This is a genomic window from Crenobacter oryzisoli, assembly GCF_030385785.1.
GTDB classification, from domain to species: Bacteria; Pseudomonadota; Gammaproteobacteria; order Burkholderiales; family Chromobacteriaceae; genus Crenobacter_A; species Crenobacter_A oryzisoli.
On record NZ_JAUEDK010000001.1, the window covers coordinates 192341 to 215054 of the forward strand.

Genomic DNA, 22714 nt, shown 5'->3' on the forward strand with positions numbered 1-22714 from the left:
AGAGGATGCTTGAGATCAGCAAGTTGCACGTCAGTGTCGACGACAAGCCCATCCTGCGCGGCATCGACCTAGCGATAGGCGCAGGCGAGGTGCACGCGATCATGGGGCCGAACGGCTCGGGAAAGAGCACGCTCGCCCATGTGCTGGCAGGGCACGACCACTATACGGTGACGTCCGGCGAGGTGCGCTACCGGGGGCGGGACCTGCTTGCACTGTCCCCCGAGGAGCGCGCGCGGGAGGGGATCTTCCTCGCCTTCCAGTACCCGGTGGAAATCCCCGGCGTCGCGAACATCTATTTGCTGAAGGCGGCGGTCAACGCGCAGCGCAAGCACCGCGGCGAACCGGAGCTCGACGCGGTGGACTTTCTCGCGCTGGTGAAGGACAAGCTGCAGCTGATGGGCATGTCCCAGGACCTGCTCTACCGCTCGGTCAACGAGGGCTTCTCGGGCGGCGAGAAGAAGCGCAACGAGATTCTGCAGATGGTGGTGCTGGAGCCCAAGCTCGCCATCCTCGACGAGACCGACTCGGGCCTCGATATCGATGCGCTGAAGGTGGTGGCCGGAGGCATCAACGCGATGCGCAGCCCCGAGCGCGCGATCTTGCTGGTGACCCATTACCAGCGGCTGCTCGACTACGTTGTGCCGGACCGGGTGCATGTGCTCGCGCAGGGACGCATCGCGCTGTCGGGCGGGCGAGAGCTGGCGCAGGAGCTGGAAATGCGCGGCTACGGCTGGGTCGAGGCCGAGGCGGCTAACCGGAGGAAGGGGGGGGCATGAGCGCGACCGCTGCCGACTTCTACCGCGACGAATTCGCCCGCGTCGATGCCTGGCTGCCCGGCCGGCGCCTGCCGTGGCTACGGCGCGCGCGCGAGTCGGCGCTGGCGTATTTCGCCGATACCGGCTTCCCGACGCTGCGCCAGGAAGAATGGAAATACACCAACGTCGCGATGATAGAAAAGAGCCGATTCGCGCTGGCAGCGCCGGACAGGGATGGCGTCACCGCAGAGCAGATCGACGGCTGGAGCTTGCCCGGTATGCTGCGGCTGGTGTTCGTGAATGGCCACTACCGGCCGAGCCTAAGCAGCGTCGGCGACCTGCCGGGGGGCGTCACGCTGACCGGCCTCGCCGAGCAGCTGGAGCGCGCTCCGGAACGAGTGGAAGCGCTGATGGGAACGGTGCCGGCTGCGTATGCGTCCGGTTTTGCCGCGCTGAACGCTGCCTTCATGACCGACGGCGCCTACGTCGAGTTCGCCGATGGCGCGGTGCTCGATGCACCGGTCGAACTGCTGTTCATCTCGACCGGGCCGGACCTGGCCATGCATACGCGCAACCTCGTGGTCGCCGGCGCCGGCAGCCGCATCAGCCTGATCGAACACCATGTCGCGGCGGGCGAGGGCGCGTACTTCAGCAACGCGGTCACCGGGATCGTGGTCGGGCACGACGCGGAGGTCGTGCACCACAAGCTGCAACAGGAGAGCCGCAAGGCCTTCCACATCGCCGCAGTCCAGGCCGACCTGCAGGGCGGCGGGCGCTTCACGTCACGCTCGTTCGCGCTGGGTGGCGGCCTCGTGCGCGTCGACATCGGTGTCGGCCTCAACGCCGAGCGCGCCGCGTGCACGCTCGACGGCTTGTACATGATCGACGGCCGCCAGCACGTCGATCACCACACCCGCATCGACCATGCCCGGCCGCTTTGCACCAGCCGCGAGCTTTACAAGGGCGTGCTCGCCGGCGCATCCCGTGCGGTGTTCAACGGCAAGGTCATCGTGCACGCCGATGCCCAGCACAGCGACGCCTACCAGGCCAACCGCAACCTGCTGCTGTCGGACAACGCCGAGGTCGACAGCAAGCCGCAACTGGAGATCTACGCCGACGACGTCAAATGCAGCCACGGCGCCACGGTCGGGCAGCTCGACCCGGAACAGGTGTTCTACCTGCGCTCTCGCGGCGTGGACGACGCCTCGGCGCGCGCGCTGCTTACCTTCGCCTTCGCCGAGGAAGTGGTCGAGCGGGTGGACATCGAACCGTTGCGGGCGCTGCTGGAAACGCTGCTGATGGGACAGCTGCCCGAGCGGGTGAAGGAGTTGTTATGAACGCACCGGTGAACGGATCGAGCGTGCGCGCCGGCCTGCCATTGAACGTGGATCGGCTGCGGCAGGACTTTCCCCTGCTGAGCCAGACCGTGCACGGCAAGCCGCTGGTCTACCTCGACAACGCCGCCACCACGCAGAAGCCGCGCAGCGTGATCGAGTGCGAGGCACGCTACTACGCCGAGATGAACGCTAACGTACACCGCGGCGTGCACACCCTGAGCCAGCGGGCGACCGACGCCTTCGAGGCGGCGCGCGACACCGTGCAGCGCTTCGTCAACGCCGCGCGGCGCGAGGAAATCGTGTTTGTGCGCGGCACCACCGAGGCGATCAACCTGGTGGCAGCGAGCTACGGCCAGCGATTCCGGCCCGGCGACGAGATCCTGATCACCGAGATGGAGCACCATTCCAACATCGTGCCGTGGCAGCTGCTGTGCGAACGCAGCGGCGCGGTGCTGCGCGTCGCGCCGATCGACGATACCGGCGCCTTGCGCGTCGATGCGTTCGAGCGCCTGTTGGGGCCGGCAACTCGCCTCGTCGCGGTGACGCAGCTCTCGAATGCGCTCGGCACCATCAACTCATTGCCGGAGTTGATCGCGCTCGCCCACGCGGCCGGGGCGGTGGTGCTGGTCGATGGGGCCCAGGCGGTCGCTCACCTGCCGGTCGACGTGCAGGCGCTCGATTGCGACTTCTACGCGTTTTCGGGGCACAAGCTGTACGGCCCCACCGGCATCGGCGTGCTCTACGGCAAGGCCGCGCTGCTGGATGCAATGCCGCCGTACCAGGGGGGGGGCGACATGATCCGCGAGGTCACATTCGCCAAGACCAGCTATAACGACCTGCCGTACAAGTTTGAAGCCGGCACGCCGCATATCGCCGGCGCCATCGCGCTGGCTGCGGCGATCGACTATGTGGCGGGAGTGGGCTTGCCCGCCATCGCCGCCCACGAACAGGCGCTGCTGGCGTACGCCACCGAGCAGGCGGCCGGGGTTGCCGGCCTGCGTCTGATCGGCACGGCTCGCGACAAGGCGAGCATCCTGTCGTTCACCGTAGACGGCGTGCATCCGCACGACGTCGGCACCATCCTCGACAGCGAGGGGGTGGCGGTGCGCACCGGCCATCACTGCGCTATGCCGGTGATGGCGCGTTTTGGTGTGCCCGCCACGGTGCGCGCCTCGTTCGCGCTCTACAACACGGTCGACGAGGTGGACGCGCTGCTGCGTGCTGTCCATAGGGCACAGGAGGTATTCGGCTGATGTCCGATTTGCGCGAGCTCTATCAGGAACTCATCGTCGACCACTACCGCCATCCGCATAATTTCGGGCCACTGGATGGTGCCAACCGTCACGCAGAGGGCGTCAATCCGCTGTGCGGCGACCGGCTGACGCTATGGCTCAGAGTCGTGGATGGCGTGATCGAGGACGCCCGCTTCGAGGGCGTGGGCTGCGCCATTTCCACCGCGTCGGCATCGCTGATGACCGATGCGCTGAAGGGCAAGACCGAGGCGCAGGCCGAAGCGCTGTTCGCCGGCTTTCGCGCGCTGGTGACGGGCGGCCCCGACACGGCGCCGGCGGTTGCGCTGGGCAAGCTCGAGGTGCTGGCGGGCGTGCGCGAATTCCCGACCCGGGTGAAGTGCGCCACGCTGGCGTGGCATACGCTGCAGGCGGCGCTGCACGACGACGGCCGGCCGGTTTCGACGGAGTGAACGCGATGGGTGTTTTCGATTGGCTGCACCATGCCGAAGAGGCCGGCACGGCGTCCGATGCCACCGGGCTGAAGGCAAGGGTGGTCGAGGCGCTGCGGACGGTGTACGACCCGGAAATTCCGGTCAATATCTACGACCTTGGCCTCATCTATGCACTCGACGTCGACGAGGCGGAGGGAAAAGTGCATATCCGCATGACACTGACCGCCCCCGGCTGCCCGGTGGCGCAGACCTTTCCCGAGCAGGTCGGCCGAACCGTCGATGCGCTGCCCGGCGTGCACGAGGTCGAGGTCGAGTTGGTGTGGGAGCCGCTCTGGTCCCGCGACATGATGAGCGAGGCGGCGCGCCTGCAACTGGGGCTGTTGTGATGGCCGACTGGGTCGACGTCGCCCGAGCCGACGACTTCCTGCCCGGCAGCTGTCGTACCGTGGATGTCGACGGCGTGCCGATCGCCGTGTTCAACGTCGCCGGTCGCTACCATGCGATCGAAGACATGTGCACGCACGAGGCCGAGCCGCTCTCCGGAGGCGAGTTCGTCGGCGACACTATCACCTGTCCGCGGCACGGCTCGTTGTTCTCGCTGCTCACCGGCGAGGCGCTGTCGCCGCCGGCTTACGAGCCGGTGGCGACCTTCCCGGTGCGGGTCGAGGACGGCATGGTGCAGGTGAAGGACGACCGCTTCGACTGATGCCTTTCCCCTAGAGCGGGCACCGTCCAGGCCGTTAATCTCTGTTAACGGTTCGAGTCGGTTTCGCCAGCCGTATCACGCCGCAGCGGCAGCTCCGACAGCCGGATGTCCTCGGGCAGGCCCGGGCGCTTGCCCTGGCCGATCCGCTGCGCCCGGTAGATGCCGGTATGGCCCGAACACAGGTAGCTGACCACGCAGGCGAGTGCCGCATAGACGCCGACTTCAGGGCCGAACAGCTCGACCGCCATCACGGTGGAGGCGAGCGGGGTATTGGCCGCCCCGGCGAACACCGCCACGAAGCCCATGCCGGCCAGCAGCGGGAACGGCAGGTGCAGCAGCGGCGCCAGTGCATTACCCAGTGTCGCACCGATGTAGAACAGCGGGGTCACCTCCCCGCCCTTGAAGCCAGACCCCAGCGTTGCCACGGTGAACAGCAGCTTGCCGGCGAAATCGTAGGTGGGCAGCGGCTGCTGAAACGCCGACACGATGGTCGGGATCCCCAGCCCGATAAACCGGTCGCCCCCGAGCAGCAACGCCGCTGCCGCGACGATCGTCCCGCCGATCAACGGCCGCAGCGGCGGGTAGCCCACCCGGCGCTTGAACAGGGCCGCGACCGCGTGGACGGTGTCGGCGAACGCCTTGCCGGTCAGCCCGAATGCCACGCCGGCCAGCACCGAAGCCAGCAGCCCCCAGAGGGTCGGCTGCGGAATGAACGGGATCACGTAGTGGGTGTGGTGGATGCCCCAGAGCAGCCCCACCTGGTCGGCAACGATGGCGGCGAACAGGCATGGCCAGATGGCATCGTAGCGCAGTCGGCCGATGGCCAGCACCTCAAGGCCGAAAATTGCGCCGGCCAGCGGCGTGCCGAACACCGACGAGAACCCGGCGCTGATGCCGCTCATCAGCAGAATGCGGCGGTCTTCCTTGCTAAGCGGTAGCAGATGGTTCAGCTGATCGGCCAACGCGCCGCCCATCTGTACCGCCGTCCCTTCTCGCCCCGCCGAGCCGCCGAACAGGTGCGTGACGATGGTGCCGATCAGGACCAGCGGTGCCATGCGCAGCTTGACCACTTGCTGCGGGGAATGGATCTCGTCGATCAGCAGGTTGTTGCCCGCTTCGACATCGCGGCCGAGCTTCAAATAAGTCCAACCCACCGCGAAACCCGCCACGGGTAGCAGCCAGAGCATCCAGCGATGCGCCTCGCGCCAGCCGGTCGCCCACTCGAGCGCAAGCAGGAAAAAGGCGGACGCGGTGCCCGCAAGTATGGCGACCAGGCCGGACAGCAGCAGCCATTTGCCGATGTAAGGCAACAGGGCGACCTGCTCGGAATAGTGTCTTGATGTCATGAAACCAGACTTGTTGGAGGGTTAACAAACCTGGACAGGGGGAAGGGCGGACGCGCGCCCACAGCTTCCCGGTCCAGGGAATACTGTAGGCATCATCAGCCTCAGAGCCTGTTCAAAGCCTTTTTACAGCCGCAAAAAGACTTTGAACAGGCTCTTGGGCGGTTACGGGAGGAATGCCATCTCCGGCTAAGACAGGGATTCTATCGAGGCCCCACGAGGTGGGCAATGGCCTGTCGAGAGAGGACGACCTGCGCTCACTCCGCGGTGCGCCGCCGCGAACCGCGAGCTGTGTGGGCACCCCGTGCCCGGCTGGTCAGCACCAGTGCGATACCACCGAGGATCGCGGCCGAAGCGGTGGCGAGGCGGGGGGTGACCGACTCGGACAGGAGGAACACCCCACCGAACGCCGCGATCAGCGGGACAGACAGCTGCACCGTCGCCGCGCGCATCGCCGACAGGCCGTTCAGCGCGGCATACCAGATGACGTAGCCTATCCCCGAGGTTAGCGCGCCGGACGTGACGGCCAGTAGGATCCCGGTCGGCGTGGCGTGAGAGCGGCCGTAGAGCAGCGCGCTCAATGCGAGCGCCATCGGGGCGGCGCGCAGGAAGTTGCCCGCCGTGGCGGTCAAGGGGCTGGCCGAACCGCGACCGCGCAGCGAGTAGATGCCCCATGCCACGCCGGCGGCCGCCATCAGCGCCGCACCCAGCGGCGCCGGCGCGGTGATCCCCGGTGAGATCAGATAGACAAACCCGGCGACGGTCAGCGCAAGGCCGAGCCAGGCGATCGGCCGGAACGCCTCGCCCGCGCGTAGACCGGCGCTGAACATCGTTACCTGCACGGCGCCGAACAGGATCAGTGCCCCGGTGCCGGCGCTAAGTGTCAGGTAGGCGAAGGAAAAGAAGCCGACATAGGCGAACAGCATGGCAGCCGCGAGCCAGTCCGGGCGTGTGGGCACACCCCGGCCAGACCGCAGGCGTACGACGAGGGCCAACATCAAGGCGCCCGAGATCAGCCGGATGCTCGAGAAGCTGGCCGCGTCGATGGTCGCGCGTTGCAGCGCGAGCCGGCACAGCAGCGAGTTGGCCGCGAAAGCGACCATCGCGGCGGCCGTGAACAAAACGGTATGCAGAGCGGGCAGACCGTTCTTCGCCTCAGGCATTGCGGCACTCCCCTACAGGCAGGTTCAGAGATGACTCACCACAAGCAGCGCGGCCCAGCCTAGCAGCGCCACGCCGAGCGGCGCGCTCAGCCGCCGTCCCCAGCGGACGTTCTTCTCGATCGCCATCAGCGCGGCGAGCACCAGCATCCAGCCGAGGCTACCGGCTCCCACAGCGAACATTAGCAGCATCAGCGCCCAGCAGCACCCGACGCAGAACAGCCCGTGGTGTGCGCCGAGCGCAAACGCCTGGCGCCCCTGAGCGCGGCCACGCCAGTGCTCAATCACGAAACTCAACGGCGTGCGGCACTTCTCCAGGCAGCGGTATTTGAGCTTGCTGAACTGGAAGGCGCCGGCGACCGCGATCGTTGCCGCTCCGATCAGCCAGCTATGCCATACCAGCGCCGGCACGCTCGCCACCCAGCCCAGCAAGAGTGCGTGCAGACCGTGCGCCAGCAGCCCGAAAGCCCCCCACGCGGCCAGGTAGCCGAGGCCGAGCAGCGCCAGCAAGCGCAGCCGGTCACTTCGCCCGGCGACGAGCCGGGCGAAGGCGTCGAGCAGCGGTAGCGTGGTCGGCAGCATCATCGCTGCGATCATCAGCACCCACGATACGGTGTAGAGCGTTGCCGGCACGACGAACGAGCCGCCGGGGATTGCGCGGCACAGCGCTGCCACCGGCGCCGCGGCCGTCCAGTCGCCGTGGTCCAGATAGCGGCCGTAGGGGCTGCGCGACCACGCCCATAGCGCGCCCCAAGCGAGCGCGACCAGGCTCCCGAGCAGCGGCAGGAACACGCGCCGGTGATGCGATGCGCTGAACATGAACTTAAGCGGGGGGCGTGGCGCCACCCGTGCCCCGATCAGGCGTCGAACACGAAGGTGCTCTGCAGCGCGTTATGGTCCTTGATGTCGAGATTGATGCCGATCGCGGCGTTCTTCGAGCGGTAGACCGGCGCCTTGCCGACGAACACCGGCGCACCCGGCACCGTCGAGAAGATGGTGTCCGACAGGGTGGTCGTGCCGCCCGTGGCGCCTAGGTAGGGGTCGAGTTCCGCGTAGTAGTCCGCTCCGATGGCGAGCGTTCCCTTGCCGCCCTCCACATCGAAGGTGATCGGTGCGCGCTCCACCGACACCACTTTGCCGATCAGCTTGGCAAGATCGGCGATCGGGCCGCCGGCCTGGCCGGTATAGACCTTAAGCAAGGCGTCTTCCTGCGCCTTCGAGGCCTTGTCGTCGACAAAGATCGCCGCCGTCCAGTTGCCCTCCAGGATGTTGCCCGGGACATGGGCCACCGCGGCAATCGTGTTGCCGCCCACGTCGAGACCATCGACCGAGCCCTTATCGATGCGCCACGCGACGATGGTGTCGCAGGTACCGAAATCGGGGTCCTCGCCGATCCAGCAAGGACACAGGACGCGACAGTTGCAAACCTCGAGCAAACGACCTTCCAGGTGATAGCTCATTCGTCCCTCCATTGGGCAGAGTTGATCAACGCCTGCGGGGGCTGACGGCGCAGGCAGCGCGGCGATGGAACAGCGGCTTTCTGCCGTTCCGATCGGTATGGCGAGATGTTGTTGAACCGGATGCGGTCGACCTGCCTAAGAGGCGCGTGCGGTCAGGGCATGGAGAGGGCAGATGGGCAGATCGAAGTCGTGGTGTGCAATTTCATGCGAATGCACCACAGCCTTCGTAGCCGATTTTTAGTTCGCTTACCGGGGCTAAGCAACGCTTTTGCCTTGCTAGTTGACCGGCGGTAGTTAGGGGGCGAGAGAGCCTGTGGCAGACCCCGCCGCGGAAGCGGCAGGCCTCGCAAGAGGCTCCTTACCTTGGGGGGATACAGCTTGGTGGCAAAGGTGGTCGTCACTCGTCCGACGACCACCACGATAACTTGACCCTGGCGAGGCAGTGGCGGTTTTTCAGGGTCTGGCGCACATGCTTGCTCGCCAACAGCAGCAGATAGTCCTTTACCACTGCGTCTGCCGCCAGATAGCTCAGCGCTTCCTCATAGAGCTGGCTGACTTCTTCCTCGGGCGTTCCAGTTTGCAGGGCAATTTCGTGCACTTCATGCTGGCGATTCCGTATATTCATCAGCGCACTCCCGGTGGATGAGGTGGCCCATTGGCGAGTGTCGTGTCGCCATGGCTGCGGTTGATGATAGGTCAGCCTGCCTGGAGGTAAAGCATAGCTTCAGGTTCTATCGCATTCCTTTGTATTCAATGGACGGCCGGTCTCTAAGCGCCTGTTCAAAGTCATTTTGGCGGCTCCTGCCGGACGCATCGCCAGGGCCTGTTTCACCAGAATGCGGGCGTGCGCTCGAGTTTCTTCAGCGCGCTCGCCAGCTTCGTTTCGGATTGCTGCGCAACATGGGCAAGCCAACCGGCAATCAGCCCGACGGCATGCTCGAGCGCGGGGGTCTCTCGGGCAAACTCAGCCAGCAGTGCCTGCGCTGCCACACCGTCATTCATCTCGCCGAGAATCTGCTGCAGGGCCTGAAGTCGCTCGACATAGCGCCGCACCGGCTTGCGCGGGTACAGCGGGGAAAAGAATTCCGCCGAGTAACGCAGCTTTTTGGCCCGTTTGCGCAGATCGTGGCGTTGTTCCTGGTTGAGCTGCTCCCACTGTCGGGCCAGGCGAACCACCGGTCGCCAGCGTCGATTCAAGGAGCGGTGGGCGAAGTCGTCCAGCTTGGTCGGCTTGGCTGGTGCAGTGACCGCGGGGCGATTCAGCCAAGCCAGCAAGTGCAGCAACAACGCGCCATAGCGAGGCGACGTCAATGCGGTGTGGGCCTCGCGGCGGCAACGCTCGCGCCGCTCTATCATCGCGGCCTTGAGCGGGGCAAAGTCGGTGTGGCCGGCAAGGGCAGGTTCGATCGCCGGCAGGGTTTCCACCAGAAAGACGTCCAGGTCGCGGACTTCGCCCAACAGCGTGGCCAACCAGTGAACCTTGGTCGTGATGACGTCCCACTCTTCATCCAGTTGCACCGAGTCGAACGCCTTTTGCGCTGAGCGCAGTCGGCGCAGGGCCACGCGTGCCTGATGGACGCACTCCATGTCGTTATGCGCGAGTATCCCGGGGACATTCGCCTGCAGATGGCGCAGTGTTTCTTGCACCACCATGCGGAGAGCCTGCTCTGGGCTTAGCTTGCGGTGCAGTGCGGGTAGTTGTGCCTTGCAGGGGGCAAGAAGCGGGGTGTCCCGATATAGGGAATAACCACGTTCGGCCTTGCTTTGCGGGTCGGGGATCAGGGACAGGCTGTTGACCAGCTTGAGGGCCAACTCGAATATCGCCTGGGTCTCGCCCTGTTTCAGCTCGATCTCTACTTCGTTGAGCTTCAGCGCCTGCTCGCGGCCGTGCACCGACCCATGGTCCAGGCACACTTCCATGGTATTGCCACGGGTGTCTTGCACCATCCAGCGCGTGCGCTTGATATCCGTGGTGAACAGCGGCATCAGCTCTGCCGCGTTGATGTCCTGGCTCAGGAAGCGCTGGACTTTCCGGCCGTTTATCTTGTCCAGTTCCAGGTTGGGCCCGGCCACGACCACTTCCAGCTCCGGTCGTTGATGCAAGCCCGCTCCCGCCTGTTCGGCCATTTTCAGCGTCTGAATCCATTGCCCGCCGACCTGGCGCAGCCTCAGCCCCATGTCCCGCTGGGCCAAGGCCAGGTCCGGGGTATCGTAGTAGATGCTGACCAGATGCTCGCTCTCGGCCTGGCTTCCCTCTGCGGCATGGGTCGCCATCAGGCGGCGGAACGCGGCATTCTTGCTCGGTGGCAAGCGCAGCTTCAGTTCGGTTTCGATTGTCATCGGGCAGGGCTTCCCGGCAGATTACAAGACGTAGGTGTCTTGAATCTTAGGCAAAATTGCACTGCCATTTAGAGCTGAGACGGGGAACGGCAAGGAGAAACCAAACCGGCACGACGAAGCCCCAGCTCCCTTACTGCAGGAGCGTGCCGACTTTCTGATGCATGAGGCTGTGCAGGACGCCCAGTCGCAGGCCAGGCTCGGATGTCATCATCTCATCGATGCCCAGCACTTTGAACGCCGCGAGCATCACCGCGACGCCACCCGGCAAGGTGCTCGAACGTTCCGCTTGAAGGCCGGACAGCTTCAACTGTTCAATCCGTCCCGCCTCGAGCATGCGAACCGACAGACGCAGCAAGCCTTGATAGGTGATGCCGCCTGCACTGTCGTGCAAACCGTTGGCCTTGAGCACCTTGGCCAGCATCCGTGCGGTGCCGGAGGAGCCGATGGCCTGCTGCCAGGCATGCTCTCGATAGCGGTGGGCCACCTTGCCGATCTCGTCACAGGCGGTCATCTCAGCCAGTTGCAAGGCGTGGCTGGTGATACGGCCGTCGGCAAAATAGCGTTTGCTGAATACCCCGCTGCCGATCGGGACGCTCTCCATCAGCAAGGGCGTGTCGCCGCGCCCGACGATCAATTCGGTCGACCCGCCGCCGATGTCGACCACCAGTCGGGTCGTGTTCGGGTCGGGCATCGCGTGCGCGATGCCGGCGTAAACCAGACGCGCTTCCTCGTGACCGGAGATCACGTCGATGCGAAAGCCCAGTCGTTGTTCGGCCTCGGCCAGAAACTCGGCGGCGTTCTCCGCCACGCGTACCGTGTTGGTTGCCACCGCGCGGACACGGCCCGCTTCAAACCCCCGCAAGCGTTTACCGAAACGCTCCAGTGCCCGCCAACCGCGCTCTAGTGCCGGTGTGTCCAACGCCATGCCCTGTAGGCCCTCGGACAAGCGTACCGGCTCGCGCAAGGTTTCCACCTTCTGGATGACCGGTTTCTTATCCTGCACCACCTGCTGGCCGATCATCATGCGAAACGCGTTCGAACCGAGATCCACTGCGGCATAAAACGGGGAAGGAGAAGCCATGTATTAAGGACACCTGCGTTCACGAGTCGTAAGCAACATCGCCACGATGGGCGAGGACGATGCGGAATTTTGCCCTCCGTTCTGTTACGCCGCGATGACAGTCACAATACGGAAACCGTGCCGAAACAAGCCATTGCTGCGCGCGGCGACAGGTCAACTATCTTGGGAGAGAGGCAACAATTCGGTTGAGCCGAATTCTTTTGTCATCAAGGCTTGTTTGAGCTGGCGCAATGAAGATGTCATTGTCGACGGGGAAGATAGTCAAAACACCCTTACCGATCCGAAGCGGGTATTGCTATGTTTGCTGATCACGACGAACTGATGAGAAGGATTGAGCGCGACCTCCTTGACGGCTACGACGAGGAGCTGGAGATGGAGATCGAAGATCGTCGCATGGACGAGGTGCTGACCGAAGGGATGTCGAGAAGCGAGGAGGAGGTCGCTGCGCGCATCTCATACTTCAAGACCTTGTTCCATTTGCAGGGCGAACTCGTCAAGCTGCAGGAATGGGTCGTGAGCCAGCGGAGCAAGGTCGTGATTCTGTTCGAAGGCCGCGATGCGGCAGGCAAGGGTGGAGTCATCAAGCGCATCACCCAGCGACTCAACCCGCGCGTCTGCCGGGTGGTTGCCTTGCCGGCGCCCAACGACCGCGAGCGTACCCAGTGGTATTTCCAGCGCTATGTGCCGCATCTGCCTGCCGCCGGCGAGATCGTGCTGTTCGATCGCAGCTGGTACAACCGCGCAGGGGTCGAGAGCGTAATGGGGTTTTGTTCGGAGGACGAGGTCGAGGAGTTCTACCGGTCGGTGCCGGAGTTCGAGCGCATGCTCGTGCGCTCGGGCATCAGGCTGATCAAATACTGGTTCTCCATCAGCGACGAAGAGCAGCATCTGCGCTTCCTCAGCCGCATGCACGATCCGCTGAAGCAGTGGAAGCTCAGTCCGATGGACCTGGAGTCACGCCGTCGCTGGGAGGCCTACACCAAAGCCAAGGAGATCATGCTGGAGCGCACCCATATCGCCGAAGCGCCCTGGTGGGTGGTGCAGGCGGTCGACAAGAAAAAAGCCCGCCTCAACTGCATTCACCATCTCCTCAGTCAGTTTGACTACCAAGAGGTCGACAGGCCGGAAATCGTGTTGCCCGAGCGCATCCGCCACGCCAATTATATTCGCCACCCGGTGCCCTCCGCCATGATGGTGCCCGAAGTGTATTGATACCTTGCCTTGGGAAGCGCCGTATCGCCATGGATTGGGCAGTTGCGCTGCCGTGTGGCCCCGGCTCCCTGTCTATTTGACCGACACTATCGATTGCCGCGTATCAGCCCGACGATGGCTTCGGTCGGGGTCTGCAGGATAGCGACATGGCCGATATCGGGGATAGCGGTCGGGGCGATGCAGCTTTCTCGGAGGGGGCGAACCTCATGGCCCGTCCAGAATCATTGCGCGTACGTGGGGACAGAGTGGGGATAGGCCGGGACGGATTGCCTGAGCTTCCACTCGCATCAGTAGACCCAGGGAATCAGCCGCCATGTGCGCGAACGGTAGGCATCGTATTCACTGCCGAACTGGCTGCGCAGCAGCGCTTCCTCTGAATGGATTCGTGCGATGAGCGGGGGAAGGGTCAGCGCCGTCAGCAGCATGCCGACGCCCGAACGAAAGGCGAGGGCCCAGCCCAGCGAGTTGATGAGCAGGCCCAGATAGCTGGGGTTGCGGATGGTTCTGTACACCCCGGTCGTGACCAGTGTATGGCCGGGCTGGATGGCGACCAGTCCGCTGAATCGGTAGCCTAGCACGAAGACTGGCCACATTCGCAGCGCTCCTCCGGCGATGAAGAGCACGACGCCAAACCAGCGCAGGTTCTCGCCGTCGAGTGTCCAGATGCCCAGTCGGTCCGTATAGGCCGGCAGATAACCTCCCACAAGGCCGATCACTCCTATCACCGGCAGAACCCACCGATTGGCCCTGTCTTCCCGCACGCCGGAGCTCAGGTTTCCTTCGGTGAAGAGTGCGATCACCGTCATCACCATGGTCGCCACGGCGATGACAAGCAGGGCCGGGTGGGAGAAGAAGGGCGCGAATCCACCCTCTCCGAGGACGGCAAGCCCGAGATAGGCAAGGGTCGACGTCAGTGTAAAGAACGCCATTCTGGGCGTGACATTCATGGCTGCCTCGCTGGCTGAGAGATTCCTCTACCAGCGTAGAACCGCCGCTGCATGGTTGCTTTTGGCCGGCCCCTCGGGGCCGGTTTCCCATGGTGCCGCTTTGCCGAGGCCGCCGTCAGCTGGCGTAGAAATGCTGCAGCACAAAGGCCCCAAACACTCCGTAGAGCGCGCTGACCGTCACCAGCGCCCGGCCGTCGACGGAACCACGGCGAAAGAGTGCCCAGAGGAAGACGATCGCGACGGTAGTCACCAGCCCGGCGATCAGCAGCGGGCCGTCGAAACGCCACGGCGTGAAGAAGATGCCTAGCGCGCTCGGGATGGTCGCCTGGATCATCATGGCCCCGGAAATATTGGCCAATGCCAGCCGTTCCTTGCCCTGCCGCACCCAGATCAAGGCGTTCATGGTTTCAGGCAGCTCGGTGGCCACGGGGCTCAGCAGCAGGGCCACCACGTGCGGGGACCAATCCAGCGCCGTGCCGATCGCTTCGAGCTGCGCGACGAAAGTGTGGGACGCCACACCGATCACGACCAGCGCCAGCAGTGACTGCAGCGCCGCCCACCCAAGCGAAGGCTCTTCCAGTGCGGGACGGATCTTCAGCGGCTCCAGCTCCTCCTCTTCGGGGGCCGTGTCGCCGTCCTGAATCTCACGCCAGACATACATGGCGTAAGCCACCAGGAACACCACGCCCAGCCAGGGCTTGATCGCAAATGCCACCAGGCCCAGCGTCACTTTGAGCACGAACACGGCGAGAAAGGCCGCCTGATCGCGGCTCAGGCGGCGATGATCCACCTTCACCTCGAAACTGGCGCGATTGAGCTGTCGCCGGTTCATCAGCAGGGCGAAGCCGACCACGGCGTAGGCGAGGGTGGCCAAGACCAACGGGCCCCCCATCGCGGCACCGACCCCCAGGTCCTTGTGCGCCGGTGTGTCGCCGAAGACCACGGCCATGAACGTCACCGCACTTTCGGGCAACGCCGTGCCGAAGGCGGCGAGCACCGTCCCGACGGCAGTCGCCCCCAGGTTCATGCGGCGGCCCAGCCATTCGATGCCGTTGACGAAGTACTCACAGGCCCAGTAGATGGCGCCCGCAGACAAGAAGAACAGGATGAGTGTTTGGAGCATGAAAGTAACATGGCCGGGCGAGCAAGGATCCGATGGCGCAACGACACGGCTCGCCCGGCAGGGTAAGCGTATCGTGGCCAAAGGTCTCGCCGGGCTACTCTGCGTGAGCAGAGGCTGTTCACACCATGGGGTCTGTGACCGCCAAGTTTGTTGATGTGAACTCCTTAACGGGGCGTTAAGGATAGCTACTCCCCAATGACAACGGAGGTGATTCTAACAGGATTTCGTGTGCCGTCGCGTCACAATCGGGGTCCACAATGGTTGACGGTCTGCCCTAGCTTTGTGGACACTGGGCTGGACAGGATGCAGACATCCGGCCCGAATCCATACGGGAGCGTAACGGAGGCAGACACCGGCCCATCCCGATCCCTCCATCGTCCGTTGCTACATCGTCATGCCGTATCAAGGTGTGACGAGTCGCCCTCGCTATCAAGGGGGCGTGCGGAACGATGGCGACGATCGGCTTCTGGTACAGGGAGAAGCCCATGAAGATGCTTGGTTGGCGTAAGACACGTCCGGTTAGTCTCGCCTTGCAAGGTGGCGGGGCCCACGGGGCGTTTACCTGGGGCGTGCTCGATCATTTGCTCGAGGATGGTCGCGTCGAGTTCGACGGTGTGAGCGGAACCAGCGCCGGCGCGATGAACGCCGTGCTCTTGGCCGACGGCCTGCAGCGGGGGGGCCGGGACGGCGCCCGGGAGGCGCTGGCCCGATTCTGGCTCGCGGTGTCGGCCAGCCTGCCTTTCGATCTGGCCTTCGGCTGGGATGCCGAAAGTGTCACGCTGGCGCCGGCGCTCAAACTGATGCGGCAGTGGTCGCACTATTTCTCGCCCTACCAGCTCAACCCTTTCGACCACAATCCCTTGCGCGATATCGTCGTCGAGCAGATCGATTTTGAGCGATTGCGCGTGCAGAGCCCGGTCCGGTTGTTCATCGCCGCCACCCAGGCCAATAGCGGCAAGCTGCGCCTGTTTCGTCACCATGAACTCACGGCCGAAGCCCTGCTTGCATCGGCCTGTCTGCCGACGCTGCACCATGCGGTCGAGATCGACGGCGAGCCGTACTGGGACGGTGCCTATGCCGCTAACCCGGCGGTGTTTCCGTTGTTCTACGAATGCCGTTCGGACGACATCATGCTGGTGTTGCTGACGCCGCTGCAGCACGAGAATACCCCGCGCAGCGCGCAGGAGATCCGCGACCGGGCACTGGAGATCGCCTTCAGCTCGAGCTTCCTCCATGAAATGCGTGCCTTCGCGCGACTGCAGGCCTTCGCCCGACGCCAAGTGCTGCCGATCGGTCGCCTGGAGCGGCGCCTCGCGCGCTCGAAATTCCACGTGGTCGACGCACAGGACTTCATGCGCCGGCTGGCGAGCGAAACGAAACTGGTCGCGCATCTGCCTTTTCTCGAGAGCCTGCGCGACCTTGGGCGAGAAAAGGGCTTTGTTGCACAAATCGGGGCTTGCGTACGTCCGGTAGAATGATGGCATGAGCAAGCCTCTCCCTCCCAAGTACCAGACCACCAACTGGCATGCCTACAACCAGTCCCTCAAGCAGCGAGGGCAGCTACTCCTCTGGCTCGACAAAGACATGAACTGGCTGGCGCCTGCCACAGGCAAACGAGGGCGTCAGCCGACTTTCTCCGACGCTGCCATTCAGTTCTGTCTCACCATCAAATGTCTCTTTGGCCTGGCGTTACGGCAAGCCACAGGCATGGTCGAAAGCATGCTTCGCCTGGCTGGGCTTGACTGGGCCGTTCCCGACTTCAGCACGCTTTCCCGCCGCCAGAAAGACCTGCAGGTGCGCATCCCGGTACAGAAGAAGCAGGGTTGCCTGCATCTCCTAGTGGACAGCACCGGCATCAAGATGATGGGCGAAGGAGAGTGGAAGGTGAAAAAACATGGTGCTGACTACCGCCGTCAATGGCGCAAGCTGCATCTGGGGATTGATGCGCAAACGCTGGAAATCCGGGCAATGGAAGTGACCGACAATCGCACCGGCGATGCCACGATGTTGCCGGAGCTGCTATCACAAATTCCAGAGGCAGAGGGGCTGGTGACGGTTACCACGGATGGGGCGTACGACACACGCCTATGTCACGCAGCGATTGCGGAGCGCGGGGCTGCTGCCATCATTCCCCCGCGTCGAAACGGCCAATTCTGGAAAGGGAATTCACAGGGCAATCAGGCTCGCAATGAGTCGCTACGCTCGGTGAAGTATCTGGGGCGAACGCTCTGGAAAAAGTGGAGTGGCTACCATCGGCGCAGCTTGGTCGAAACGAAGATGCACTGCTTCAAGTTGCTGGCGGACCGCGTCAAGTCGCGGGACTTTGACCGGCAGGTAGCGGAGCTTCAAATCTGTGCAGCGATTCTGAATCGCTTTACAGCCCTGGGCACGCCACAAACGGTACGCATGGGATAAATCCGTCTGGGGATTGGGGTAGCTCGGCCTTTCACTGATTTGTGCAACAAAGCCGTCGGGATGGAGATGATGCGTGGGAGGCATACCAGATTTATCCCGGCTCTGGCGCGTCGGTTTTGCTATTTTAATGACGAAGACATCAATGGCGGGCCGAGAAGGGCAGTGACAGTCCTTGCCACGGCATGACCGAACGGGCGGAGGGGGCGATCGACGTCCGGAGCAGGGGCCTGCCATCTGGGGCAAGCCGGGGCCCGGCATAAGGTCGGACCTGATTGCGGGGCAAGCTTCGTGGTGGCGGTTCGTCCGCCGGGAGTTGTCCGCCCAATCAGCGGAAACCCCCATTGGAGTGCATTTCTATGCTTTCTTTACAAACTCGGACTTCAACTGCATCGCACCAATGCCGTCGATTTTGCAGTCGATATCATGATCGCCTTCGACGATGCGGATGTTCTTGACTTTGGTGCCCACTTTCACGACTAGCGAAGAGCCCTTCACCTTCAAGTCTTTGATCACGGTGACCGCATCGCCATCCTGAAGCACATTGCCATAGGCATCTCGCACGACACGCTTTTGCTCACTTTCCTCACCAGCAGCATGCTTTCCCCATTCGTGAGAGCATTCCGGGCAAATATAAAGATCCCCGTCTTCGTAAGTGTATTCAGATCCACATTGGGGGCAATTAGGCAATTCGCCCATGTTTACTTCCTCCTGATGATTACATTTCTATGTGCTGCGACAGCACTACCGGAGGCACTTTCAACAGTGCTAACGTACTCGTTGCGAGAATCGCCGTGCAGCTTCCTCAGCCTGCAGTCTGAGGCCAACGCTTCGTAGCGACCAGCCCGGATCGCTCCTTCCACACGAGAGACGATTTTCGTTCGATGCTAGTGCGTACCCAGTGATGGACCTTGGTTCGCGCCTCTTCATCATCGGTCGTTCTGCCGCTTTTGCCATGTGTTAACATTACATGTTAATCATGTGTGCATTGATAAATCATAACATACACATAGAATGCGGGGTGAGGCCGAATGGAAGGGGGAAGGCGGTGATCACGATTCTGGAAGCGAAGCGTGCCGGCTTATTGGGGAAGCAGGCGTTGCTACCCAACATCGTGGCGGGGGTTATCGTCGGGGTGGTCGCCCTGCCACTCTCGATGGCCTTTGCCATCGCTTCCGGGGCACGACCGGAACAGGGCCTGTACACCGCCATTCTAGGCGGTTTCATGGTATCCACCCTGGGCGGCAGCAGAGTACAGATTGCTGGACCTACCGGAGCCTTCATCGCGATCTTGTCGGGGATTACGGCAAAGTACGGCATCGGTGGCTTGCAGGTGGCCACGCTCATGGCCGGTTTCATGCTCGTCCTGATGGGAATGGCGAGGATGGGGGGCGTGATCAAGTTCATTCCCGCGCCGGTCATCGTCGGGTTCACCGCCGGCATCGGCGTCATCATCTTCGTCGGCCAATGGAAGGACTTCTTCGGTTTGCCCTCCGTGTCCGGCACGCATTTCCATGAGAAGCTGTGGCACCTGATTCAGGCACTTCCGCATCTGCATCCAGCCACCACCATCCTCGCGGTAGTCAGCCTGCTATTGGTCGTATTTACGCCCCGCATCCGAGGCTTGCGGCGCGTGCCCGGACCATTGGTGGCGATGGTGGTCGCTACTGTGCTGCAAGCCCTCTTTCAGTTTCGGGGCGTTGCCACGATAGGTAGCGCTTTTGGCGGCATTCCGCATGGCCTACCCGGTTTTGCGCTGCCCTCGGTGACCGTGGCGCAAGTGATCGAGCTGATCGGGCCGGCGTTTGCGATTGCGATGCTAGGTGCGATCGAGTCGCTATTGTCGGCCGTCGTCGCGGACGGCATGACCGGCACCAAGCACGATTCCAACCAGGAGCTCATCGGGCAAGGCCTGGCCAATATGGCGACGCCGCTGTTCGGCGGCTTCGCCGCAACGGGCGCGATCGCCCGCACCGCCACCAACATCCGCAACGGTGGCAACAGCCCTTTGGCAGGCATTACCCACACGCTGACGCTGGTGGTCATCGTGTTGTTTCTAGCGCCGCTGGCGGCGAACATTCCGCTGTCCGCGCTGTCGGCCATTCTGTTTGTGGTCGCCTACAACATGAGCGAGTTGAAGCACTTCGCTCATATGCTCCGTCGTGCTCCTCTTGCCGATGTGGCCATCCTGCTGATCACCTTTTTGCTGACCGTTTTCACCGACTTGGTGCTAGCCGTTAACATCGGCGTGACGCTCGCCATCCTGCAGTTCCTGCGTCGCATGTCGACGGCCGTCGAAGTGCAACAGCTAAGTGAGCAGGAGCTGAAACTGGAGCTCTTTAATCAAGGGCTGTCCGCTCTGCCTAAAGGAGTGCTGGTTTATGAAATCGCCGGACCATTCTTTTTCGGCGCGGTCGAAAACTTTGAGCGCGCCTTGCTGCAAACCCATACCGATCCGTACATTCTGATTCTCCGGTTGCGGCGGGTGCCGTTCATGGATATCACCGGCCTGCAGACCTTGGAGGAAGTGATCGGCAAGCTGAGGAAGCGCGGGGTGCGGGTCATGCTTTGCGAGGCCAACCACCGGGTTCGTGGCAAGCTCGCCAAAGCAGGGGTTCTGGCGTTGCTAATGGAAGGTGACTACGCGGATGAATTCCCGACGGTACTCGAGCGGGCCGATCAGGCTAGCCATGAACAAGGCAGCAACCCACACCGTTTAAGCGACTACGCACACAGCGTGCTCAAGACCAGCCAGCGCTTTTTCCACGGCCATGATGATTAGGCGGTTACTTAGTGTGGCCTGCTTTCGAAGTGCCGAGTTTGCTCTTGGTCGCGTATTCCACCCCATGCTGCTTCAGGTACTCCCGGATCAATTGGCGCACCACTTGGGATGGCGTCAGGTCCTGAGCCGCGCACAAGGCCTCAAAGGCCTTCTTTTTCTCCGGATCGATCAGCAGGGTAAGGCGGGCAGTTTTGCTTTCCATGGCGAATGAGGCTGATGCGTGTTAATCCAATGCACATTATATGTGCATTGAGGGGGCGGAGCACTCATTTTGGCTGCACAGGATGCAGTCGCCATGCTGGCACTTCGTGATGGGCTCGCCGAGCAAGGGCCGCGTTGGCGAGTTTCAAACGGAATAGCAGAGCAGGAAAAGGCAGCCTGCAACGCTGTGAAACTGGTCATCGACAGTGCCTTGCTCCGCAACGCCTGCCCAGCCGGCCGTGAGCCGCTGCCCATGCTGAAAGGCTTCCCCTTCCAGCAAGAAGATGAACTCGGGGCCTGTATGTTCGTGGAAAGGAAACACGGCACCCGGAGCAAAGCGCACCAATTGTATGGCCCGGCCATTTGCTTTGCCCAGGTTCTTCACCTGCACCCCGCTGGCGACCTTGGAGTCCAGCCAGGGAATCGCCTGGCTATCGGTAAAAACGAACTTAGGCTCACTAGAATGGGGCATGATGTCTGGCTCCCTGTCTGATCTTCCCGACTGCCACCCGCAGGCGCACCGCTTTTCCTCACCATAACCGTCACCGATGCAAAGTCCCGATTGGACGGAGTAGGGAGCACTTCAAATCAGAAGCTGTCTTGAAAACCAAATTGCGAGAAAATCAAGCCATTTTGCATGACATGTAACAACCCTTGGCTTATCCAACCGATCTGACTGAACAACAGTGGCACCTGATTGCACATCATTTCGAGGCTGCACATGGGCGCGGCCGGCCACCCAAGCACGACAAGCGGCTGATGGTGAACGCGATGCTTTATCTGACGAAAAGTGGCTGCCAGTGGCGGATGTTGCCTACAGACTTCCCGCCTTGGCAGACGGTATACGACCACTTCAGCCGCTGGAACAAGCAAGGAGTCTGGGAACGTGCACTGGACGAACTGACGCGCGCCCATCGTCGCCAGAGAAAAAAAGTCGATGCCAAGCTATGGCATCGTTGATTCGCAAAGCGTGAAGACCGTGCTTGCCAGCGAAAGGATAGGCATCGACGGTGGCAAGAAAACCAAGGGGCGCAAGCGCCATATCGTCGTAGATGTCCTGGGGAATCTGCTCCACGTTCAGGTGCATGCCGCCAACGAGCATGACACCAAGGCCACCCCGTCACTGTTGGCGCGAGCGGTTGAAAAATGGCCGGCGCTACGGGCATTCTCAGCCGATGCCGGCTATCGCGGCACGACGGTGCAATTTGTGCAAAAGGTCCTGCACCGCCAGTGCCACATCTCGACCAGGATCAAGGATGGCTTTGCCGTGCTGCCGAAACGATGGATTGTGGAACGAACCTTGGCCTGGCTGGGCCACTTTCGCCGGCTGGCAAAAGATGTCGAGGTGCTGACGGCGACGGCCGAAAATTTCGTGCGCGTCGCCATGCTAAAAATAACGCTTGCCAAACTGCGGTAGGCATTAACCAGACAGCTTCTCACTGCTGGAAGCAGAGCTTAAGGAAGCACTTGGAAACTTGCTTGCTCGCATTCCGCAGGGGTAATGGGGGTTGGCCCGGGCGCTGTTAAGGAACTTCGCCGCCTAACCAATGGGGGGCTGGTATCCAGTAGGCTGAGCCCGCCAAGTACAGTACAACGAACTAGATAACAGCTCAGAGTTCACCGGTCGGGCACTCACTGGATGGAGGAAGGTTAAGCCAGGCCGAACGTCAGTTCGGCCTGGCTTTGGTGTTTTTTGGGGTGATGCAGCGGGGTTAACGACCGGAATTGGGAATGGAACCATGGCTGGAAAGGCCGCCATTGGCGGCAGTCAGGTCAGTTTTGTAAAATAGCTCAAATTCATAATTAATTATTTATCAATGATTTGCCTGCTTTCCTGATCGCCTTTGTCCAGTTTCCTCCTTTTTTCCGCAAGCAAGTGTTGACGCCGCCGGGGTCGGGGGGTATAGTTCGCCTCCTCTGCTGCTGACCCAGCAACGCCACGAAGCGACGCCGTCAGCAACAACCGCTCTTTAACAGCACGAACAACCGATAGGTGTGAGAGCCTGGATTGATCAGGAGCTCATGCCGCAAGATTGAAGAACTCGTTTCTTTGAGCTTGCAGCCAAGTACGAAATTAGCGAAAGATTGAACTGAAGAGTTTGATCCTGGCTCAGATTGAACGCTGGCGGAATGCTTTACACATGCAAGTCGAACGGCAGCACGGACTTCGG

At 62.5% G+C, this 22714-nt stretch carries 24 protein-coding genes, 1 rRNA gene and 2 riboswitches; of the genes, 13 read left to right on the forward strand and 12 right to left on the reverse strand.

Translation table 11 applies throughout. From position 1 onward, the window contains the following. The first annotated feature begins 5 nt into the window (after positions 1 to 5). The 6 genes from sufC to QU481_RS00940 are packed head-to-tail and all read left to right on the forward strand — an operon-like array spanning position 6 to position 4482. Positions 6 to 776, forward strand: a complete 771-nt coding sequence (gene sufC / locus QU481_RS00915) for a Fe-S cluster assembly ATPase SufC (RefSeq protein ID WP_289827982.1) — start codon at positions 6 to 8, stop codon at positions 774 to 776. After that, positions 773 to 2092: a Fe-S cluster assembly protein SufD gene (sufD, locus tag QU481_RS00920; protein ID WP_289827983.1), complete on the forward strand. Its 1320-nt coding sequence runs from the start codon at positions 773 to 775 to the stop codon at positions 2090 to 2092. Before sufC ends, sufD begins: the two co-directional genes overlap by 4 nt. Beyond that, on the forward strand, positions 2089 to 3345 hold the full coding sequence (locus QU481_RS00925) for a cysteine desulfurase (protein WP_289827984.1): 1257 nt from the start codon (positions 2089 to 2091) through the stop codon (positions 3343 to 3345). The genes sufD and QU481_RS00925 overlap by 4 nt, the downstream gene beginning before the upstream one ends. Next, positions 3345 to 3794 (forward strand): Fe-S cluster assembly sulfur transfer protein SufU, encoded by a 450-nt coding sequence (gene sufU / locus QU481_RS00930; protein WP_289827985.1) that lies wholly within the window; start codon positions 3345 to 3347, stop codon positions 3792 to 3794. The genes QU481_RS00925 and sufU overlap by 1 nt, the downstream gene beginning before the upstream one ends. Before the next feature lie 5 nt (positions 3795 to 3799). Further along, positions 3800 to 4162, forward strand: a complete 363-nt coding sequence (locus QU481_RS00935; protein ID WP_289827986.1) for an SUF system Fe-S cluster assembly protein — start codon at positions 3800 to 3802, stop codon at positions 4160 to 4162. Further along, entirely contained in the window at positions 4162 to 4482 is a 321-nt protein-coding gene (locus QU481_RS00940; protein ID WP_289827987.1) for a non-heme iron oxygenase ferredoxin subunit, read from the forward strand. The genes QU481_RS00935 and QU481_RS00940 overlap by 1 nt, the downstream gene beginning before the upstream one ends. 44 nt (positions 4483 to 4526) lie before the next feature. Here QU481_RS00940 and QU481_RS00945 read toward each other — a convergent pair whose 3' ends face one another. From QU481_RS00945 to QU481_RS00975, 7 genes are all read right to left on the reverse strand, one after another. Next, positions 4527 to 5828 carry a voltage-gated chloride channel family protein gene (locus QU481_RS00945; RefSeq protein ID WP_289827988.1) on the reverse strand — a complete coding sequence of 434 codons (1302 nt, stop codon included), beginning with the start codon at positions 5826 to 5828 and terminating at the stop codon, positions 4527 to 4529. A gap of 79 nt (positions 5829 to 5907) precedes the next feature. Then, a riboswitch (Fluoride riboswitch) is annotated at positions 5908 to 6021 on the reverse strand. A 61-nt stretch (positions 6022 to 6082) separates the two neighbouring features. Then, complete coding sequence (locus QU481_RS00950; RefSeq protein WP_289827989.1) at positions 6083 to 6784, reverse strand: DMT family transporter; 702 nt, start codon at positions 6782 to 6784, stop codon at positions 6083 to 6085. 228 nt (positions 6785 to 7012) lie between these two features. Beyond that, positions 7013 to 7804 (reverse strand): DUF2182 domain-containing protein, encoded by a 792-nt coding sequence (locus QU481_RS00955; RefSeq protein ID WP_289827990.1) that lies wholly within the window; start codon positions 7802 to 7804, stop codon positions 7013 to 7015. Between the two features lie 38 nt (positions 7805 to 7842). After that, the gene (locus QU481_RS00960) at positions 7843 to 8445 is read right to left on the reverse strand and encodes a DUF1326 domain-containing protein (RefSeq protein ID WP_289827991.1); all 603 of its coding nucleotides are present in this window, start codon (positions 8443 to 8445) and stop codon (positions 7843 to 7845) included. 397 nt (positions 8446 to 8842) lie between these two features. Continuing rightward, positions 8843 to 9070 carry a DUF3562 domain-containing protein gene (locus tag QU481_RS00965; RefSeq protein WP_289827992.1) on the reverse strand — a complete coding sequence of 76 codons (228 nt, stop codon included), beginning with the start codon at positions 9068 to 9070 and terminating at the stop codon, positions 8843 to 8845. A 203-nt stretch (positions 9071 to 9273) separates the two neighbouring features. After that, on the reverse strand, positions 9274 to 10785 hold the full coding sequence (locus tag QU481_RS00970) for a CYTH and CHAD domain-containing protein (protein WP_289827993.1): 1512 nt from the start codon (positions 10783 to 10785) through the stop codon (positions 9274 to 9276). Between the two features lie 130 nt (positions 10786 to 10915). Further along, entirely contained in the window at positions 10916 to 11866 is a 951-nt protein-coding gene (locus tag QU481_RS00975; RefSeq protein ID WP_289827994.1) for a Ppx/GppA family phosphatase, read from the reverse strand. Between the two features lie 297 nt (positions 11867 to 12163). Here QU481_RS00975 and ppk2 point away from each other — a divergent pair, with 297 nt between their 5' ends. Continuing rightward, positions 12164 to 13078, forward strand: coding sequence for a polyphosphate kinase 2 (ppk2, locus tag QU481_RS00980; RefSeq protein ID WP_289827995.1), 915 nt, complete (start codon positions 12164 to 12166; stop codon positions 13076 to 13078). Between the two features lie 287 nt (positions 13079 to 13365). Here ppk2 and QU481_RS00985 read toward each other — a convergent pair whose 3' ends face one another. Continuing rightward, positions 13366 to 14025, reverse strand: a complete 660-nt coding sequence (locus QU481_RS00985; RefSeq protein WP_289827996.1) for a methyltransferase family protein — start codon at positions 14023 to 14025, stop codon at positions 13366 to 13368. A 115-nt stretch (positions 14026 to 14140) separates the two neighbouring features. After that, a complete protein-coding gene (locus QU481_RS00990; protein WP_289827997.1) occupies positions 14141 to 15148 on the reverse strand; it encodes a sodium:calcium antiporter in 1008 nt (335 codons plus the stop codon). A gap of 96 nt (positions 15149 to 15244) precedes the next feature. After that, positions 15245 to 15354: riboswitch (yybP-ykoY riboswitch) on the reverse strand. A 279-nt stretch (positions 15355 to 15633) separates the two neighbouring features. Here QU481_RS00990 and QU481_RS00995 point away from each other — a divergent pair. Together QU481_RS00995 and QU481_RS01000 are read left to right on the forward strand one after the other, a co-directional pair. Then, the gene (locus QU481_RS00995; RefSeq protein WP_289827998.1) at positions 15634 to 16626 is read left to right on the forward strand and encodes a patatin-like phospholipase family protein; all 993 of its coding nucleotides are present in this window, start codon (positions 15634 to 15636) and stop codon (positions 16624 to 16626) included. A 4-nt stretch (positions 16627 to 16630) separates the two neighbouring features. Then, positions 16631 to 17563 (forward strand): IS5 family transposase, encoded by a 933-nt coding sequence (locus tag QU481_RS01000; RefSeq protein ID WP_289827999.1) that lies wholly within the window; start codon positions 16631 to 16633, stop codon positions 17561 to 17563. 354 nt (positions 17564 to 17917) lie between these two features. Here the strand turns inward: QU481_RS01000 and QU481_RS01005 are convergent, their stop codons facing one another. After that, positions 17918 to 18259: a zinc ribbon domain-containing protein YjdM gene (locus tag QU481_RS01005; protein WP_289828000.1), complete on the reverse strand. Its 342-nt coding sequence runs from the start codon at positions 18257 to 18259 to the stop codon at positions 17918 to 17920. 349 nt (positions 18260 to 18608) lie between these two features. On the opposite strand from QU481_RS01005, the gene QU481_RS01010 reads away from it, so the two are divergent. Beyond that, entirely contained in the window at positions 18609 to 20342 is a 1734-nt protein-coding gene (locus QU481_RS01010; protein ID WP_289828001.1) for a SulP family inorganic anion transporter, read from the forward strand. 4 nt (positions 20343 to 20346) lie between these two features. Here QU481_RS01010 and QU481_RS01015 read toward each other — a convergent pair whose 3' ends face one another. Further along, positions 20347 to 20544, reverse strand: coding sequence for a ribbon-helix-helix protein, CopG family (locus QU481_RS01015; protein WP_289828002.1), 198 nt, complete (start codon positions 20542 to 20544; stop codon positions 20347 to 20349). Between the two features lie 144 nt (positions 20545 to 20688). Then, a complete protein-coding gene (locus tag QU481_RS01020) occupies positions 20689 to 21015 on the reverse strand; it encodes a cupin domain-containing protein (protein ID WP_289828003.1) in 327 nt (108 codons plus the stop codon). A gap of 182 nt (positions 21016 to 21197) precedes the next feature. Here QU481_RS01020 and QU481_RS01025 point away from each other — a divergent pair, with 182 nt between their 5' ends. From QU481_RS01025 to QU481_RS01035, 3 genes are all read left to right on the forward strand, one after another. After that, positions 21198 to 21503 (forward strand): transposase, encoded by a 306-nt coding sequence (locus tag QU481_RS01025; RefSeq protein ID WP_289828004.1) that lies wholly within the window; start codon positions 21198 to 21200, stop codon positions 21501 to 21503. Next, entirely contained in the window at positions 21481 to 21960 is a 480-nt protein-coding gene (locus tag QU481_RS01030) for a transposase (RefSeq protein ID WP_289828005.1), read from the forward strand. The genes QU481_RS01025 and QU481_RS01030 overlap by 23 nt, the downstream gene beginning before the upstream one ends. Positions 21961 to 22630: 670 nt before the next feature. Continuing rightward, a 16S ribosomal RNA gene (locus QU481_RS01035) occupies positions 22631 to 22714 on the forward strand; the annotation flags it as partial.